The sequence below is a fragment of the Geovibrio thiophilus genome (assembly GCF_004087915.1).
Lineage (GTDB): Bacteria > Chrysiogenota > Deferribacteres > Deferribacterales > Geovibrionaceae > Geovibrio > Geovibrio thiophilus.
In genome coordinates this window covers 817463-834350 of the sequence record NZ_CP035108.1, presented here as the reverse complement: position 1 = coordinate 834350, position 16888 = coordinate 817463, and the positions used below count along the sequence as shown (strand labels likewise).

The 16888-nt window shown below is 48.8% G+C and carries 13 protein-coding genes; all 13 read left to right on the top strand.

Annotation, left to right across the window (positions count from 1 at the left end; translation table 11 throughout):
* Positions 1-432 precede the first annotated feature (432 nt).
* The 13 genes from EP073_RS03930 (at position 433) to EP073_RS03870 (ending at position 16266) form a co-directional block, all read left to right on the top strand.
* Complete coding sequence (locus EP073_RS03930; RefSeq protein ID WP_128465870.1) at positions 433-1281, top strand: class I SAM-dependent methyltransferase; 849 nt, start codon at positions 433-435, stop codon at positions 1279-1281.
* Between the two features lie 93 nt (positions 1282-1374).
* Complete coding sequence (locus EP073_RS03925) at positions 1375-2055, top strand: RluA family pseudouridine synthase (protein WP_128465869.1); 681 nt, start codon at positions 1375-1377, stop codon at positions 2053-2055.
* A 389-nt stretch (positions 2056-2444) separates the two neighbouring features.
* On the top strand, positions 2445-3500 hold the full coding sequence (locus EP073_RS03920; protein WP_241654047.1) for a cytochrome C: 1056 nt from the start codon (positions 2445-2447) through the stop codon (positions 3498-3500).
* Positions 3501-3517: 17 nt separating this feature from the next.
* Positions 3518-4435 carry a formate dehydrogenase subunit gamma gene (locus EP073_RS03915; RefSeq protein WP_128465868.1) on the top strand — a complete coding sequence of 306 codons (918 nt, stop codon included), beginning with the start codon at positions 3518-3520 and terminating at the stop codon, positions 4433-4435.
* Entirely contained in the window at positions 4428-5273 is an 846-nt protein-coding gene (locus tag EP073_RS03910) for a cytochrome C (protein ID WP_128465867.1), read from the top strand. Before EP073_RS03915 ends, EP073_RS03910 begins: the two co-directional genes overlap by 8 nt.
* Positions 5274-6143, top strand: a complete 870-nt coding sequence (locus EP073_RS03905; RefSeq protein ID WP_128465866.1) for an NHL repeat-containing protein — start codon at positions 5274-5276, stop codon at positions 6141-6143. It begins immediately after the preceding gene.
* Positions 6140-9250, top strand: coding sequence for a cytochrome c3 family protein (locus EP073_RS03900; protein WP_128465865.1), 3111 nt, complete (start codon positions 6140-6142; stop codon positions 9248-9250). The genes EP073_RS03905 and EP073_RS03900 overlap by 4 nt, the downstream gene beginning before the upstream one ends.
* Complete coding sequence (locus EP073_RS03895) at positions 9251-10186, top strand: tetratricopeptide repeat protein (RefSeq protein ID WP_128465864.1); 936 nt, start codon at positions 9251-9253, stop codon at positions 10184-10186.
* Between the two features lie 34 nt (positions 10187-10220).
* The gene (locus EP073_RS03890; RefSeq protein ID WP_164885264.1) at positions 10221-11129 is read left to right on the top strand and encodes a cytochrome c3 family protein; all 909 of its coding nucleotides are present in this window, start codon (positions 10221-10223) and stop codon (positions 11127-11129) included.
* A 19-nt stretch (positions 11130-11148) separates the two neighbouring features.
* Entirely contained in the window at positions 11149-13332 is a 2184-nt protein-coding gene (locus EP073_RS03885; RefSeq protein ID WP_128465862.1) for a cytochrome c3 family protein, read from the top strand.
* A 15-nt stretch (positions 13333-13347) separates the two neighbouring features.
* Complete coding sequence (locus EP073_RS03880) at positions 13348-14613, top strand: hypothetical protein (RefSeq protein WP_128465861.1); 1266 nt, start codon at positions 13348-13350, stop codon at positions 14611-14613.
* A gap of 31 nt (positions 14614-14644) precedes the next feature.
* Positions 14645-15214 carry a cytochrome c3 family protein gene (locus tag EP073_RS03875; protein WP_128465860.1) on the top strand — a complete coding sequence of 190 codons (570 nt, stop codon included), beginning with the start codon at positions 14645-14647 and terminating at the stop codon, positions 15212-15214.
* 2 nt (positions 15215-15216) lie between these two features.
* A complete protein-coding gene (locus tag EP073_RS03870; RefSeq protein ID WP_128465859.1) occupies positions 15217-16266 on the top strand; it encodes a cytochrome c3 family protein in 1050 nt (349 codons plus the stop codon).
* The last annotated feature ends 622 nt before the right edge of the window (positions 16267-16888 follow it).

The following is a 16888-nucleotide window of genomic DNA, read 5'->3' as shown; positions in this document are numbered from 1 at the left end:
GCCTATACAATTTTTACATCGGTTCACCACCCGACATGCTCCGTATTTTGAGCATAATACCCTATACTGACATAATTTAACAGCACCGGAGTAAAGTTGAAGTAAAGTTGTAAAGAAATATTAATCAAACCACATGCCTCTGCAATATATGCTACAATATTACTTCACGAAGTCAGGCATGAAAACCTAAATTTATTTTCTCCCGTTCATTTTTCTGACAGCGTTAAACCCGTACGCAGGAGACATACTTAAAGAATGGGAAAATGATTATTCTGACCGGTTACGGAACAGTAAACACCGCCGCGCTGACCCGCACCTCATAAACTTCCGACACTCCGTGAGTATGTCTTTTCCGCCGCATCTTTTTTATCTGTTGCCTTCCCTGCCGTTTCTGGTAGATTCAGCGGATCACCGGATTTCAAGGAGGCTTTTATGAATCCCTCAGGTTCCTACTCTGTTCTGGACAGCGGAAACGGAAGAAAGCTGGAAAAGGTCGGCAGCTTCATACTTGACAGACCCTGCGCTCAGGCTGTATGGAGCAAGTCCCTCCCGGAAAACGAATGGAAAAACGTTCATGCCATATTCTCCAGAGAGGGCGGCAGCAGCTGGTCATACAGGAAAACCCTCCCAAAAGAATGGGTTATAGAAATAGACGGGCTCAAATTTTATATAAGCCCCACAGACTTCGGACATCTCGGAGTATTCCCCGAGCACAGGTCTTCATGGAGCTTCATGACCGATCTGATAAAAGGCTCCGGTAAAAAGCTTAAGGTACTCAATCTCTTCGCTTATTCGGGCGCGGCAACCCTAGCGGCGTGCAGTGCGGGAGCGGAAGTAACCCACGTTGACGCTTCACAGAAGATAAATGATCTCGCTAAACGCAATATTCTGCTCAACGGGCTTGATCCGTCTAAAGCAAAATGGATCACCGATGACGTAATTAAGTACCTGAAGCGTGAGGAAAAGCGCGGCTCAGTCTATGACGGCATAATACTCGATCCCCCAAGCTTCGGCAGAGGAAGCAAGGGTGAAGTATTCAAAATAGACACGCATCTGCCGGAGATAATAAAACTCTGCCGCAGCGTGATGAACGAAAACCCGTCGTTCATAATACTCACATGCCACACCCCGGGCTACACGCCGCTTACTCTGAAAAACATCCTGCTTCAGGCGATGAAGGGCAGAAGCGGCGAGATCGAAACAATGGAACTGACACTGGATAAAGGCGAAAGCCCGCTGCCCGTACCCGCGGGCTACTTCGCCGCATGGAAGCGGAGATAAGCTTTTTAAAAGATGCTTTTTTCAGGAAAACCTTTGGGAACAAAGCTACCCTAAGATCAATTTACAAATAACAGCAGCAAACAGGGCAGAAAAATGAAATTAGACATACTATACAGCGACAATCATGTTCTTGCGGTAAACAAGCCTGCGGGCTTAAGCACTCAGGTATCCAACGAGCACAAGGAGAGTCTTGAGGAATATGCCCGTGAGTGGGTTAAGCGTGAGTTCGGCAAGCCGGGGAACGTGTTTCTCCACACTGTCCACAGGCTGGACAGACCCGTAAGCGGCGTTGTGCTTTTCGCGCGGACTGACAAGGCGCTCTCCCGCCTGAACGCTTCCATGAGAGAGAAAAAGGCTGAGAAGATATACTTCGCAGTGATTCAGGGCAATCCTCCCTATGAGAGCGGAACCCTTGTACACCACCATTCCCACGGAAATTTCAAGGCAAAGATAACGCAGAATCCCCATAAGGATTCCAAGATTGCCGTTTTGGAGTATGAGCGCACAGCCAAAATGAACGGGCTCTCACTGCTCAGAATACGCCTTGAAACAGGAAGATACCATCAAATCCGCGCCCAGCTTGCCTTCATAGGTTCTCCCATTGCCGGAGACACGAAGTACGGCAGCAAAATAAAATCCGAAAACGATTCCATAGCCCTGCATCACAGGGAAATGAGCTTCGCACACCCTACCCTCGGAACAGAAATCTCGGTCACTGCGGATATACCGTCCTTTTATCCTTGGAACATCCTCAGGGAATCGCTCCGCCTCTAATCAGACTGATTTTCAATAAGCCTTTTCAACAGAACAAAAAACCTAGCAGATAAATATTATTATTCCTTCTTTCTATCAGTAACATAGCGACATCTATCGAAATATGCCTTAAACGATCGGTAAAGTAAAAGTAAAACCGCGTTTTTTATAACGCCGTTCCTGTCCTTTACTCCAAAATTACCAATGCTCCAAACCCTGTGATAACATATGTTTGCTAACCATTGAAATACTTATGAATATGCGGATTTTTGTATTTTTAATAATTTCGGTATAACGGTTCCAAAACGCAGTATCTTTATTGACAACATGAACCAGATCTTTTAGTCTAGGTGGAAACTAGGAAATATAACCTTCTGTTTTAATTTCTTTTATTTAAAAAACTGGAGTGGATGATGAGAATATTTTTCTTATTTACCATCATGGCTGCCGGCATTCTGCTCGGTACGCTTTCCGCACATGCTGCGTCCATAGTTCCGGACGATGAAAACTGCATGATGTGTCACAAGTATCCGGGACTCAGCAGGGTCAGCGATGAAGGATATTTAAGGCAGTTCTACGTGGATTCCGACAGGTATACCCATTCCGTTCACACTAAGGTCAAGTGTTCGGGTTGTCACACAGACATCAAGGAGATACCCCATAAGGAAGCCAAAATCGTTGACTGCGCCGCCGAATGCCACATAACAATGGGCGATTCGGCAAAGCCCTTCTCCCACAGCAAAATTGTGGAAGAGCTCAAAGGCAGTATTCACAATGTCGATAACGAACATGTGAACGCCCGCATAGCAGAGGATTTCCCAACCTGTACAGACTGTCACAGCAACCCGACTTACCGTTTCATCACCGATGACGTAAGAAGCGTGCACGATGCCAGAAGTCAGGACAAAATCTTCCAGAAATGCAGCGTCTGCCACGATCAGGATCCTTCCTACAAACACTACTTCAACCACGTTACCCACAGGATCAAGAATCTCTCCGCCAGCGAGGATGTTGTTAAAACATGCAGCAAGTGTCACTCAAGGGACGACATGGCGGAAAAGCACAAGCTGAAAAACGCGGCAAGCACTTACCTTGACACCTTCCACGGCAAGGCTGTCGAGTTCGGCATGGAAAACGCGCCGACATGTATCGACTGCCACGTGAGAGACGGACAGTCCGTTCACAAGATCCTCAGCCACAAGAGCCCCGACAGCGCCACTTATGTTGAGAACAGGTACAAATCCTGCGAAGGCGAGGGATGCCACGCCAACACAACAAGGGAGTTCGGGCTGATCAGAATGCACGTTGTAATCGACAAAGACCTCTACCCTATCGAGTTCTGGGTTGCTCTTGCGTTCACCGTACTCACCCTCGGAGTGTTTTTCATGCTGCAGGGTCTTATGATTCTTGAGCTCATCAGGATAATGTTCCCGAAACTGAGCTTCAGACGTAAGAGAAACGGTTAAGAGCGGGGGTGACAGAAATGAAAGGATTACCATTAGTTAAAATAAAAAACGGCGAAAGACACTACCTGAAACTCACTCAGAACCAGAGGGTTCAGCACCTGTTTATCATGGTTACGTTCATTCTCCTCGTGGCTACGGGCTTTCCGCTGAAGTTCCATTTCTATCCTTGGGCGAAACCCATGATAGAGCTGTTCGGCGGTCTGCATGTCACAAGGTTCATCCACAGGGTATGCGGCGTAATCATGGTGGGTCAGTTCTTCTACCACTGGTACTATCTGTTTAAGAACATGGCTCTCAACTACATAATACCGGCGAAGAAGACCGGAACCTTCTCATGGGGCGAGTTCGGACGCTTCGTCTATTACTCACCCATGTGCCCCCGCAAGAAGGACGCGCAGGATATAGCGGCGTTCATAAAATACGCCCTCTTCATAAGCGACGACATGCCCAAGCATGAGAGATTCCACTGGAGAGAAAAGTTCGATTACTGGGCGGTTTTCTGGGGTATTCCCGTTCTCGGGCTCACGGGTCTTTTCCTGTGGTTTCCCGTGTGGGCGACAACATTCATACCCGGCTGGGCTGTAAACATAAGCTACATTGCCCACTCTGACGAGGCTATGCTCGCCGTCAGCGTTATATTCATCTGGCACATGTACAACGCCCACGTAAACTACGACAAATTCCCCATGTCTCCCCTCTTCCTGACAGGCTATCTGCCGGAGCACCTCATGAAGCATGAGTACTACATGGAGTGGGCGAGGATAAACCGCATAGTTGAGAAAGATCCTTCACGCCTTCTTGACCTTGACAAGGAGAAAGAAGCCGAAATGCTTACCAATCAGGAAAAAGTTGAGCTCATAAGAGAACAGATCGAGTTTATGAAGGAAAGCACCACCGGCGGCAAATACAACAGGGGAGGTTCTCACCATGAGTAAGCAGAGACCCGCTTTTGTAAGATATTTATACTGCCTTGCAGGCATAGCGTTCCTTGTATACTCCACTTACATAGTGTTCATACTCGTTATGCACATATGGCACCACGCCCCGCACGGCGAAGCCCACGCGGACAGCCTCAGCAAAGAGGACAGGCTCTATCAGGAAATGCTTGAAGGCGTGGACGCCAAGAACGCAGGGCTCGCGTACAAGGATATAAGCCAGATCCACAAGCTGTATGATTTCCACAAAACTGAGGCGAAAGCTGTTACTGACAGCCGCAACCTCTGTGTTTCCTGCCACGGGGACGTACCCCATGACAAGAAAAAGGAGATCCGAGCCTTCCTTAATATGCACGCTTACTTTATGGCATGCGAAACCTGCCATATAAAAAGCGAAACCCCGGGCGACCATAAATACGTTTGGTACGACAAGGTCACCGGAGACGAAAAATCCAGCATTGACACAGGCTTCTTCCTCAAAGACACCCCCTACAAGCTCATGCCCCTCAACAGAGGCGGTGAAGAGCCCAGAGTGTTCGACACCAAGCCTATGATCAAATATGTCGGCGAGTTCAAAAGCAAAGTCGGAGAAATGGTTCCCGCTGCGAAAAGCGCTTCGCTCAAAGTAATTCACAGACCCATGAGCACGCTTGAGGATTCAGTCAAATGCAACGAATGCCACAACCCCAATGTCAACGACTCTTATCTTCCGCTTAAGGAAATAGGCTACACCGACAGAAGGATGGCGCAGATAGTCGGAAACGAAGTTGCGGGAATGATCGACAGGTACAAGGAATTTTACATACCTAACTTCCTGAAACCCAGTGAGGAAAACTAAGTGAAAATCTTACTTGCGGCAGTAATAATATTTTCGGCAATAACACAGGGGCACGCGCTGGAGTTCAGCGCGTCCCTTCTGTATAAAGTCACATCCGGAAAACAGACCACTCCGGCTGACGTTGTCATAGAATCATCAGACACAGCCGGAGTATACGATGCTTTTAACGGGAGCTACACTGTTTACAAAAACGGCAGTGCCGTATCTTCCGTGAAAAAAGAATTTCTCAAAGGCGGCAACTGTTTCGTCAGGAACGGCAACTACTATCTTTTCTGCAACAGCAAGGGACACTCTCTGGACATGATCTCCTCAAAGTTTGAGGTCTATTCCTCGGCGAAACTCGCCGTTTTCGACCCGACGGATGTCGTTGTCAGCAGCGGTTACGCTTATGTGGCGGATAATGACAACCACAGAATAGTAAAAATAGACCTTGCGGAGGCAAAGGAAGCGGCAAGCGCAGGCAGATACGGCAAGGAGCGTCTTCAGTTCTGGTATCCCTACGCAGTGGCATTTAATCAGTCCGGTCAGCTTCTGGTCTCGGAAGTCCTGAATACAAGAATACAGAAAATTACAAAGGAACTGAAATTTTACGAATTTATCGGCGGATGGGGAATAAATCAGGGTCAGTTCTACCGCCCCACAGGCATAGCGCTCCACAAGGGCGTTAATCTGTTCGTAGCCGACGGATATACGGGTCTCATACAGTATTTCGATAAAGACGGAAAATTTGCGGGTGTTCTCACCGACGCAAGCGGCAAAAAGCTCAGATTCGGCTCCGTAACCCATATAAGGATTAACGGAAACACGCTTGCCGTGGTGGATGCCTTCGAGAAAACAGTATTCATTTTTCAGTTGAAGGAGAAAAATTGAGAAGTCTGTTTTTTTTACTCACAGCCCTGATATTTTGCTTTTTCAGCGCAGAGGCTCAAACGGAAAAACTGAACCCCGATTCCTCAAAGGAATGCTCCATCTGTCACTATGAATGGATGCCTGAATTTCTCTTTGATCTCAAAGGAACTCCGCTGGTTGAATTTCAGAAGGATAAAGTCGTTGCCACTGAAAGAATGTGCTTCTCCTGCCATAACGGTACGGTAGGCGACAGCCGCATTAAGATATGGACGGGTGATGTACACAAGCTTGATAAGATCCCCGCGCACATGTCCATTCCCGCGGCTCTTCCCCTTACGGACGGCAAAATTGACTGCCGCACATGTCACTCAGCTCACTCAACCGGCGCGCCGAGGGATGAAGGGGTTGAAAAAAGCGTATTCCTGAGGATGGACAATGCAAACTCAGAGCTTTGCAGAGCCTGTCACAAGGATGTTGGCACCGCAAAGATGGGCATCACCCACCCCATGAGTCCGGTTAAGGAAAACAGGGATGAAGTAGCCTCAAGGATACACAGGCTGGACGGAAAGCTCGGCGCCAAAGGCGAGGTTATCTGCCAGAGCTGCCACACACCCCACTCACCAAAAGAGGAAAAGCTCCTTATTAACTACAGAAACCATTCGGAACTCTGCGCGACATGCCACCTTGACAAGGTAAGCGACAAGGACCACAACTACCTCAAGGGCATGCTGAACCACCCGATTAACATAAAACACGACAATACAACGGAAATAAACAAAATCAAAGTCGAAGGCGGCTCATACGGAGCAGGCAACGAGGTGATATGCCTCACATGCCACTCAGTGCATAAGGCAAAAACCGAAACTCTTCTGCTGCGCGGCAACGCCGACAGCTCGCTCTGCTTCGTCTGCCATGAAAAACAGAAGACTGTAGTTGATTCCAAGCATGACATGAAAACAACGAAAGGCTTCGTCACCAAAGACGGCAAGACGGCACACGAAAAAGGCACATGCGAAAGCTGCCATGATCCCCACGGATGGTCGCTGGCTCTGCCCAACACTAATGACGACATGATCACCAAAGGATGCTTAAGCTGCCACAAGGAAAAAGGATTCGCCAAGGAAAAGGTCATATCCACCGCAATGTTTAACCACCCTGTGGGCAAGGACATAAAAACGGATATGAAAGCCTATGAAAAGCTCCCCCTCTTCGGCGAGGTCAAACAGTTCTTCACTGAAATAGGCGGCGATAAATCCAAACAGAAAATGGTCACCTGCGCCACATGCCACGATGTGCACTCCAAGGACAAAAACTTCCTCAGAGTTGAGGCTGCTAACGGCGCTCTCTGCATTGTCTGCCATGATGAAAAGAAAATGGTGGAGAACACCCTGCACGGCAAAGAGAAGCTTAAAAACGGCTGTTTTGACTGCCATAAGATTCACAACAGCACCAATAAACGCCTCCTGATTAAGAAAGAGGAAGACGGCTGCGCGGACTGCCATAAACCCGGCGGAAGCGCGGAGAAGAAGGTTACGGGCGCACACTCCCACCCGGTCAATATCAAAACTAAGGGCAAGGTGGACGAACGTTTCAAGCTTACCGACGAAACCTTCACCTGCACAAGCTGCCATGACCCGCATAAACCCTCTAAAAAGGGCAAAATAGACAAAGACTTCCTGCGGGGCGACTTTGCGGATTTCGATGATTTCTGCTCAGCATGCCACGAAGGAAAGAAAGAGATAATCGGAACAGACCACGATATAAGAGAGAAGGATAAGGCGGAAGCTCCCGTGTGCGGACAGTGCCACAGTGTTCACAACGCTAAAACGGATGAGAACATCATGACCATCGAGTACGCATACAAAACCAAGGACGACTACTGCTTCGTCTGCCATAGCGAAAAAGGTTCCGCCTCCAAAAAAACAGTACATGACGGACACAAGCTCGGCAAAATTGAAGCCCATGAAAAATACGGCAAGTTCCTCACCGAAAAAGACGGCGAATACTTCCTGTACTGCTCCGGCTGCCACACCGTTCACCAGAACGGACCTAAAAAAGGCGAAGAAGGCACCTTCAGCAACAGCTTCCTTAATAAGGAGCTGATGAAGGAGGGCAATTTCTGCCAGAGCTGCCACGGCGATAAAAAAGACTTCGCCAAGTCAAAACATAACGTCGCGAACTTTGAGAAGCAAGTAACGGAGTTTGAGAAGGCGAAAAATGAAGGAAACTCCTGCGGCGCGTGCCACATGGTGCACAACAGCGGATATTTCCTCTTCGACAAGGCTCTGGGAACAGACTTTGAAACGATCTGCAAAAGCTGCCACAGTGACGGAAAAGCGGCGGAAAAAACAAAAATTACCACAAGCCACCCGACAAATGTTAAACTAAAAAAAGAAATTGATATTTACCTTCTTGACGGAAAAATAGTATGCTCAACATGCCACGATGTGCACGGCGCCGTTAAAGGCATGGTGAGAGACACAGGCGAAAGCAATATGTGCCTTGCCTGCCATGCGGATCAGAAAAACGTAGTGTACTCGGAGCATAACCTTGCGAAGCTGGACTATATGACCGATAAGGTCAGACAGACGGCTGAGACAAACGCATGCTACGTCTGCCATATGCCTCACAACTTCCACAAAGACAACAAGCTTATGTGGGCTTTTGAGCAGGGCAGAAAGTCGGTGTTCGCGTTTGAAATGTGCGGCGACTGCCACAAGAAGGACGGCTACGGCTACAAAAAAATTCCGGAAGTCACCGCCCATGACAGAATATTTAAAATATTCCCGTACAGAGAGCAGTATAAAGCTTTCCTGTACGATGACGGCGGAAAGGTATCTGCGGAAGGTTCTATAACCTGCCAGACATGCCACGATCCGCACGTTTGGAAAAAGGGAAGCACGGAGGCAGCCTACAATGTGGAAGGAACTGATAAAGACAGTTTCCTGAAGCTTGAAGTAAAAGAGAAATTCTGCTCGGTATGCCACGGTGATCTTACGGAAGAACTTTTCTCCAAATTTCATGACAAGGCTTACAGACAAGGCAGAAACAAACAGATAGGCGAATCCGAAGTGCTCAGGAACCTGTTTATAATACAGCAGAACCTGCAAAAACTTCAGGGTAATTAAATGCTTTCATTTTCGAGTATGAGAAATACACTTTGTGCGGCGGCGCTTTCAGCGGCGGTTTTTTCCGCCGCGGGCGCCCATGCGGCGGATACCGGAAGTGCGCTCAAGGCGGCTTCCGACGCTGAACCGGTTTTTTCGTCCGTTTCGGAAATAAAGAATCCGCACGGCGGAAAAGCCGTGCTGTTCTTTGATCACACAAAGAGATTCGATCTTAATATTCTCGCTGAATTTCTTAAAGACTGTAATAACTTTGAAGGAGTAAAGTGCTTCTGTGCGGATGCTTCCGGCGCAGAGAAAAAAACGCTTTACTCATTCTTCGGCAAGTCAGACAGCAAAGCCTGTATCTACAAAGCCGCTCCCGCTGAGGATGCGCCCTATATGCTTTTTATAAAAGAGGACAAAGCAGCCGGAATGATCGGCAAGGACGGCAGCTTCGCCGCGCTCACACCTGTTTATCTATCCTATCTTGCGGGCAAAACCGATGAAGCACGGCTTGCTGAAATGATTGACGCCGCCGAAAAGTCCGAAAATTATAAAAAAATTGTTCCCCGGATGAATCTGGTTCTCATGCTTGCCAAAAAAGGCGAGCTTGAGGCGGCAGTGCACGAGATGGACAAGGTTAATGCGGCGGAACTTGATGATAAGGGAAAACTTCTCCTCGGGCAGACCTATCTGAGGCTCAAAGCCGCAGACAGGGCATACGCCGCCTTCTCAGCCTGTACGGACAGCACGGAATGCGTTCTCTACAGCGGAATTGCCGCGTACCTGAAGGGCGACAGCGACAACGCTCTGCAAATCCTCAACGGTATTAAGGACAGCTACGGGGATAAAAACAAAATCAATTATTACCTGAAGAAAATATATGAATCACAAGGGGACAGTGCACATGCTGAAGAGATTCGGTTGCCGGAAAATTATAATATTGGTTCTGAGTAGCGTTTTCCTGCTCACCCCGCAGGCTTTCGCTAAGTTGGAAATAATTTTCCCGATCACTAATAAAGTGAAGTCCGTCAGTGACATACACATAATAGGAAAGTCGTCTGCAAAAGACCCTGTTACCATAGAAATCAACGGGGTGAAGAGCGTTAAGAAGCTCATTGAGTCAAAGGACGCAAACGGTGAGAACTTCTACATGCTCATGACAATTCTCAAGCTCAACGCAGGAGAGAATACTATAATCGTCACTCAGGGCAAGGATGTTAACACCGTACAGGTGAACAAAGTTGATTCTCCCACCACCATCAGTGACTGGACAGAAGGCTATATGAATTTCCACAGCAGCGACAGGAGGGAAATATGCCTCGCCTGTCACAGGTTTCAGGATCTCAACGACTGTGTGAACTGCCACAGGGATAAATTCATGGGCACGTGGGTACATGCTCCGGTAAAACAGGCTAAGTGCTTTGAGTGCCATGAAAAAGACAACAACCTTATCCCGCAGGAGCCTTTTTCGGAAACATGCCTCAAGTGCCACAATAATTTCAGCATACAGATGAAATCCTCCCAGTACGTTCACGGTCCGGTTGCAGCGGGTTTCTGCACCATATGCCACTCGCCGCACAAATCCACGGATAAAACTCATCTGAGAAAGCCTGTTAACGAGCTCTGCGACGGATGTCACGCTTCCAGCGAACTCGGCTTCAACTACCATCAGAAAAGCTACATCAAGTTCCACCCCGTTGACAAGGTATACATGGAAAAATTCAATAAAACGCTGGACTGCTCTGACTGCCATACTCCGCACTACTCAAGCGACCCCCTGCTGCTCAGCGCAGATAATGTGACCAAGGATCAGCTTTGCGCGAAATGTCATGATGAGCAAAATACCGCAGAGCTCCTTAAAGTTCTTACAGATAAGCATAACGCAGAAGCAAAGTGAATATTGAAGAGGATAATATATGAAATTTATTAGAGTCTTATTGATTATATTAAGCATAGCATGGATCGGAGGATGCGGCGGGAGCGACAGTATCAAGCCTTCCGTTGATGACGACACACGAACCATTACAACCGCAAAGATCGCATCCGACGGAACACTCAGCTACACAGGAACAGGCAGCTTTGAAGGCTTTTCGCTCACTGCGAGCATTCCGACCCTCGCCGGAACCACTGTATACATAGAAAAAACCGACTCCGCCTATGTCAAAGACGGCTACACAGCTCTTTCTCCCGTTTTTTCGGTGAGATTTACCGATGCAGCCTCCTCTTCGGCTCCTTCCGCTGTATATGACGCGGTTATAACAATACCCTACACCCTTTCAGGCACGGCAACGGACGCCAATACTGTTTTCCTCGCAATAATAAACAACAGCGCAGTCATTCAGTCATCATCAAAACCGGCAGCGGGGATTATCCGCTCCGCGACTGACATACCTTTCAGCTTCTTCGCGGGGTACCTCAACGAAGCTGAAACTCCTGCGACAAAGAAATTCATAAAGCTACTGTCCAAAAGCTACAGAGAAGCCTTTGCGGACAGCGAATACTTCACTGATCCGTCAAATATCCAGATTCCCGACGTGATAAGAGGAACAGAGCATGTGCAGCCCGGCGAGAAGACCTCTCTCGATATTGACACGGCAGCGTTCGGCGAACCGGTGCTGAATGTTCAGTGGACAGTAAAAAGAGCCGACGGTTCTTCTTTTACTCCGTTAGTTTCCGGAAACCAAGCAGTGTTCATTCCAGACACATTCGGAAACTACACAGTCAGCGCCACTGTTACGGGAAGCACCAAGACAGCCTCAGAAAGCCTTACAATCAAGGTGTTCGGCTATTCATACGATAAAAACAACAACAGAACATACTGCCTTCTTTTCTGCCACAGCGGCTCCGTCACCGCTCCCGATCATAAAGATATGTACGGCAGGGAGATAATGAGAAACCTCCAGACTGCTTGGAGCGCAAGCGGACACGCCGGAGCCTATAACACGGCGGTAACAAACGCAAACAGCACTGAATGCGCCACCTGCCACGGCACAGGACTTTTCTTAGCCGACAGAAACAGCAACGGGACGGACGATTATCCGGCTGTTTACGGTTTTGACGATACAATGACGGTTAATACGGACGCCTCCAGCGCATCCGCGCATCTCAAGGGCGTTACCTGCGAAGCCTGCCACGGTCCCACAGCAACCTTCACAGGCGGTCTGAGCGGCACAATAAGCTTCACGGGGCATCCCTCAACCATATCAATCTCATCCGGCGTGTGCCTCACCTGCCACGACACAGGCAAAAGCGGCGGTCACTTCGCTGAGTTCCATGACTCAGGCGGCGAAAGCACACACGAAAATTCCCATACAGTCTCGAACTCTATTGTAGTGACAAATGAAGCCTGCTTCAAATGCCACAGCGGAGAGGGAGCCCTCGGAATGATATTCGGAACGGAAATAACCCGCGCCGATACGGACAGAATCAGCGGCATAACCTGCAATGTCTGCCATGACCCCCACGGTGAAGGCGGACATAACGCTCAGCTCAGAGTATCGGGAAGCCACACGCTCACGCTTTACAGCGGTAATGTCACTGTAGACGCAGGAGACGGCAAAATATGCTACACATGCCACAACACAGACGGAGCGGGAATCGGCGCTGTTCCCCACAACTCTCAGGCAGAGATGTTTGAAGGCAAGGGCGGCTGGACTTATGGCGAAACAATTAGCCTCACCGCTGCTCACAAGGCTCTGCTTGACTGCGCCGACTGCCATATGAACAGAGACGCAGGCACAACCCACAGCATGGCAATGAGCGAAAACAGAAGCGACAGGCTCGCTTACTGCAATGATTCATGCCACACGGGAGTCACGGCTGACGCAGACGGCAGGTACGACTATCTGGGAAAAACGGCGGATGTACGAACTCTTATGGACACTCTTAAGGCAAGAATAAACACCCTCGCGGGAAGAGCGGCGGAAAGTGAAATATCCGCCTCCTACAGCGTGACGGGCAACACCGCCCTGACAAGCGCCCTGAACCGCGCTGCCTACAACTATAACTTTATAATTTCGGATAAAAGCTTCGGTCTGCATAACTACCGTTACGCAGCGAGACTGCTTGAGCTCTCGATAAACGACCTTACTTCATTTTAATTTCAGGAGAACAGAGTGAAACTTTTAAGGGGATTTTTAATTTTTGTTCTTTTAGCGGGCTCGGTGCAGAACGCTTATTCCTTCAGCATCGACGGCTCTTTCTCGACTTCTTATGAAAGCTCCGAGGAAAAAGGGGGGGACACGGAAGGAACATGGGAAAACACGCTGATACTTGATAATGTCAAACTTATCAATCCTTATCTCGGGTTCAACTTCCACGGAACCTACTCAGAGGAGGACGGAGAGAGCTTCACTGATATTTACTCCGCCTATGTTGAGTTCAGCAGCTTTGAAAGAGCGCTTGAAATCAAGCTCGGCAGATTCTCCTTCATGGGAAACAGATTTCTCACCCTTGACGGTGCCGAAGCCACCGTAAGAACCGACTGGCACTTCGGCGTAACCGCCTTCGGCGGCGTGCCTGAGTACTTCGATTCGGACGACAGACACATCAATGAATCATTCAGGGATACAGGCGACAGGCTCTACGGCGGACGGCTGTTCCTCAACGGTGTAAAAAACTACACCGGCTATGTTTCCTACTCCAAGGAGGAGGACGGCGACAGAACTATACAGGAGCTTATGGGCTTAGGTCTGGGCAGAAGATTCGTATCTCTAAGGGATAAAACTGTTTTCCTCTCTCTGGACGGCAAAATAGACTATGACATGGAAGATGACGAAGTATACAGAGGCATGGCAAGAGTATACGCCAGATACAAAAAGCTGGGGCTTATTGCGGACGCGACGAGAATCAGAGTTGAAGACGGCTCTGAAAGGCTCGGCGAACTCATTATAACCAACTTTTCATCCGGCAAAGAGGATAGGTATTCATACACCGTCGAATACGCAATAAACGATCACTACACGGTTTATCAGGGAACCACCCATGTTGTCCTGCTGAATAACTTCGGCGAATGGGTAACAGGTGACATATATAAATTCGGCGCCAGTGTAGACCATTTCAAAAGCCACGGACTCACATCCGACATCGAAATGTACATCTACGACGGCAGCGATTCCGAAGCGAACGGCGTAAGCTTCTCGCTGGACTGGAGCATACTCAGAGAACTGAGATTCAGCTTTGAAGCCGAATATATCGGACGTTCCGAAATCAAAAACGGAACAATCGGCATGGATAAAGAAGAATCCATATACTCCATATACGGCGAGCTTGAATATGATGTGATAAAAGATCTGGCAGTGAGCGTATATGCCGAAAACAACAGGGAAACCCGCTATCTGCCTGAAAACAGGTATGGTGTGAAAGCTACTTACAGCTTCTGACAATGAATATAAAATTTACCGAGGAAAATAGATGAATAAGCGATTAACATGGTTTTTACTGGTTCTGCCGGTTCTTCTGTTCGGCTGTACGAAGTTTTACTACCAGTCCCCTTACGTCAAGTTCAACCACGAACAGCACGTAAACATTCTGTTTGAACAGAAAAAGGACTGCTTCTACTGCCACAAGCTGCCCGATATTGAGACCTTCATCAATAAAGGGAGTGACTTCAAAATCGGCGCCGAGCTGAAAATCGACAACACCTGCCACACCTGCCACAAGGAGGAGATAACTAAGGTCGTCTCCGCCCCGCAGAACTGCTACGTGTGCCATGATAACCTAAAGACCATGAAGCCGGAAGACCATCTCACACAGTGGACAAAGCTCCATGCCGTGCCCGCTGCTCTGGATAAAAAGAGCTGCGAAAGCTGCCACTCAGACTGGTACTGCGAAAGCTGCCACAGTCAGCAGTACGCCAAAGACGGATACAGACATCCAAGAGCGTTCAGGCTTGTTCACTCTGTAGAGGCAATGATGGATCCGGCATCGTGCGACAGCTGCCACAAGGCATCCTTCTGCATAGACTGCCACAGGAATAACTGACGATGAAAGAACATATAGCAACAAAACGGGGTGAATCCGTGAGAGTTTTTATTTACTGCATTGTTTCATTAATGATTCTGGCATCTGCCGCTGCCTGCGGAAGCAACAGCTCAAGCAACTCATCAGCGCAGAAAAACGCCATAGGCATACCTCAGCTTACAGACTCCAAAAGCCACAGCGGATGGGAAAGAGAGGACTGCTCACTCTGCCATCCGTCAAATCAGCTTGATGAAATACATTCATACAACCCTGCCCTTGCTGACAGCTTCAAAAAAGTTGATGCGGACGACATAGGCGCATGCCTCTACTGCCACGGAACAAACGGCATAAAAGGCGTAACCGCCGAAAGCTACCAGTGCACCCTCTGCCACGCTGACCCGTCAGTAGTTGCTTCCGCCTCCCTTTTCGGCGGTCATGCGACAATGCACGACCTTGACGGAGACGGCAAAATCGGCAACTCCGATTGTGTGATATGCCATCAGTACACAGACATGAACGGCGCAGTTAACTTCGCCAGAGATTTCAGACAGAGCACGGAAACTTACACTTCCGCCACAGATTTCTGTCTTACATGCCATGACGGAAACGGAGCCTTCGGCATCACACCGCCCGTACTGGCTTTTGACGGCGATTTCACTAATATATTCGACACATTCAGAGGAATAGCAGGACAGACCCTCACGGCGGACATACACGGCGCTAAGGACGGTCTGGGACAGACCTTCGGTCAGTTCAGACCCGGTGCATCATATACAAGCGCAATGGAGATAGGCTGCACCCAGTGCCACGAGGTGCACACATCAGACAACTCATACCTCATCACCCGTTTCGGTGAAAGCGCGGAGGATGCTGATGCTGATGCGCTTGATGCGTCTGTAAGCGTGACCGGTAATAACTTTACGGAACTCTGCGCCCTTTGCCATATGAGTCCGGACGGAGCAATAACAGGCAACGGTCTTCAGGAAGTCGTTCACCCTAGCGGTTATGACTCCAATTGCACAAACTGCCATTACCACGGTGCAGGCTACGGGGATAAGACTAACCTTTTCTGATCGATAATATCACCGGACGCACATCCTGTCGTCCGGCTGAACCGCTTGCGGGCGGATAAACCGCCCTTCGCTCGCACGGCGCAGCATCTTTTCTTAATAATTAAACATTTGTCATCCATGAAAATTTTGAATACACGCTCGCGCCGCCATCAAGGCGGCTTCGCTTCGCACGGCGCAGTCCCTTCCTTGGAACTGTTACAGCATAAACGTCATCCTGAGCCAGCTGAGTGACGTATGACGATGGACAAAAAGTTTAGTCTGCATGAGAATAAATTTTGGGGCTGTCCTAGATAATCGAAATAATCTAGGACAGCCCCTTCTTTTTTATTTTTTCAAATTTAACAGTAAAAATTTGTCATCCATGGAAATTTTGAATACACGCTCGCGCCGCCATCAAGGCGGCTTCGCTCGCACGGCGCGCTCCCGTCCTCGGGAGCGCAGAAGCGGCTGTCTCTTAAAAATCGATCACTATCTCACAGCAGCGATTAAAGTAATCCGCCGCTCTGATTTGACAGTAAAAATTTGTCATCCATGAAAATTTTTACACACGCTCGCGCCGCCATCAAGGCGGCTTCGCACGCACGGCGCGCTCCCGTCCTCGGGAGCGCAGAAGCGGCTGTCT

What these genes read in the sequence shown, in the direction of transcription:
- EP073_RS03915 (WP_128465868.1), top strand. Translation starts at nt 3,518, where the DNA reads ATGAAAGGATTACCATTAGTTAAAATAAAAAACGGCGAAAGACACTAC.
- EP073_RS03895 (WP_128465864.1), top strand. Translation starts at nt 9,251, where the DNA reads ATGCTTTCATTTTCGAGTATGAGAAATACACTTTGTGCGGCGGCGCTT.
- EP073_RS03920 (WP_241654047.1), top strand. Translation starts at nt 2,445, where the DNA reads ATGATGAGAATATTTTTCTTATTTACCATCATGGCTGCCGGCATTCTG.
- EP073_RS03910 (WP_128465867.1), top strand. Translation starts at nt 4,428, where the DNA reads ATGAGTAAGCAGAGACCCGCTTTTGTAAGATATTTATACTGCCTTGCA.
- EP073_RS03930 (WP_128465870.1), top strand. Translation starts at nt 433, where the DNA reads ATGAATCCCTCAGGTTCCTACTCTGTTCTGGACAGCGGAAACGGAAGA.
- EP073_RS03925 (WP_128465869.1), top strand. Translation starts at nt 1,375, where the DNA reads ATGAAATTAGACATACTATACAGCGACAATCATGTTCTTGCGGTAAAC.
- EP073_RS03875 (WP_128465860.1), top strand. Translation starts at nt 14,645, where the DNA reads ATGAATAAGCGATTAACATGGTTTTTACTGGTTCTGCCGGTTCTTCTG.
- EP073_RS03885 (WP_128465862.1), top strand. Translation starts at nt 11,149, where the DNA reads ATGAAATTTATTAGAGTCTTATTGATTATATTAAGCATAGCATGGATC.
- EP073_RS03870 (WP_128465859.1), top strand. Translation starts at nt 15,217, where the DNA reads ATGAAAGAACATATAGCAACAAAACGGGGTGAATCCGTGAGAGTTTTT.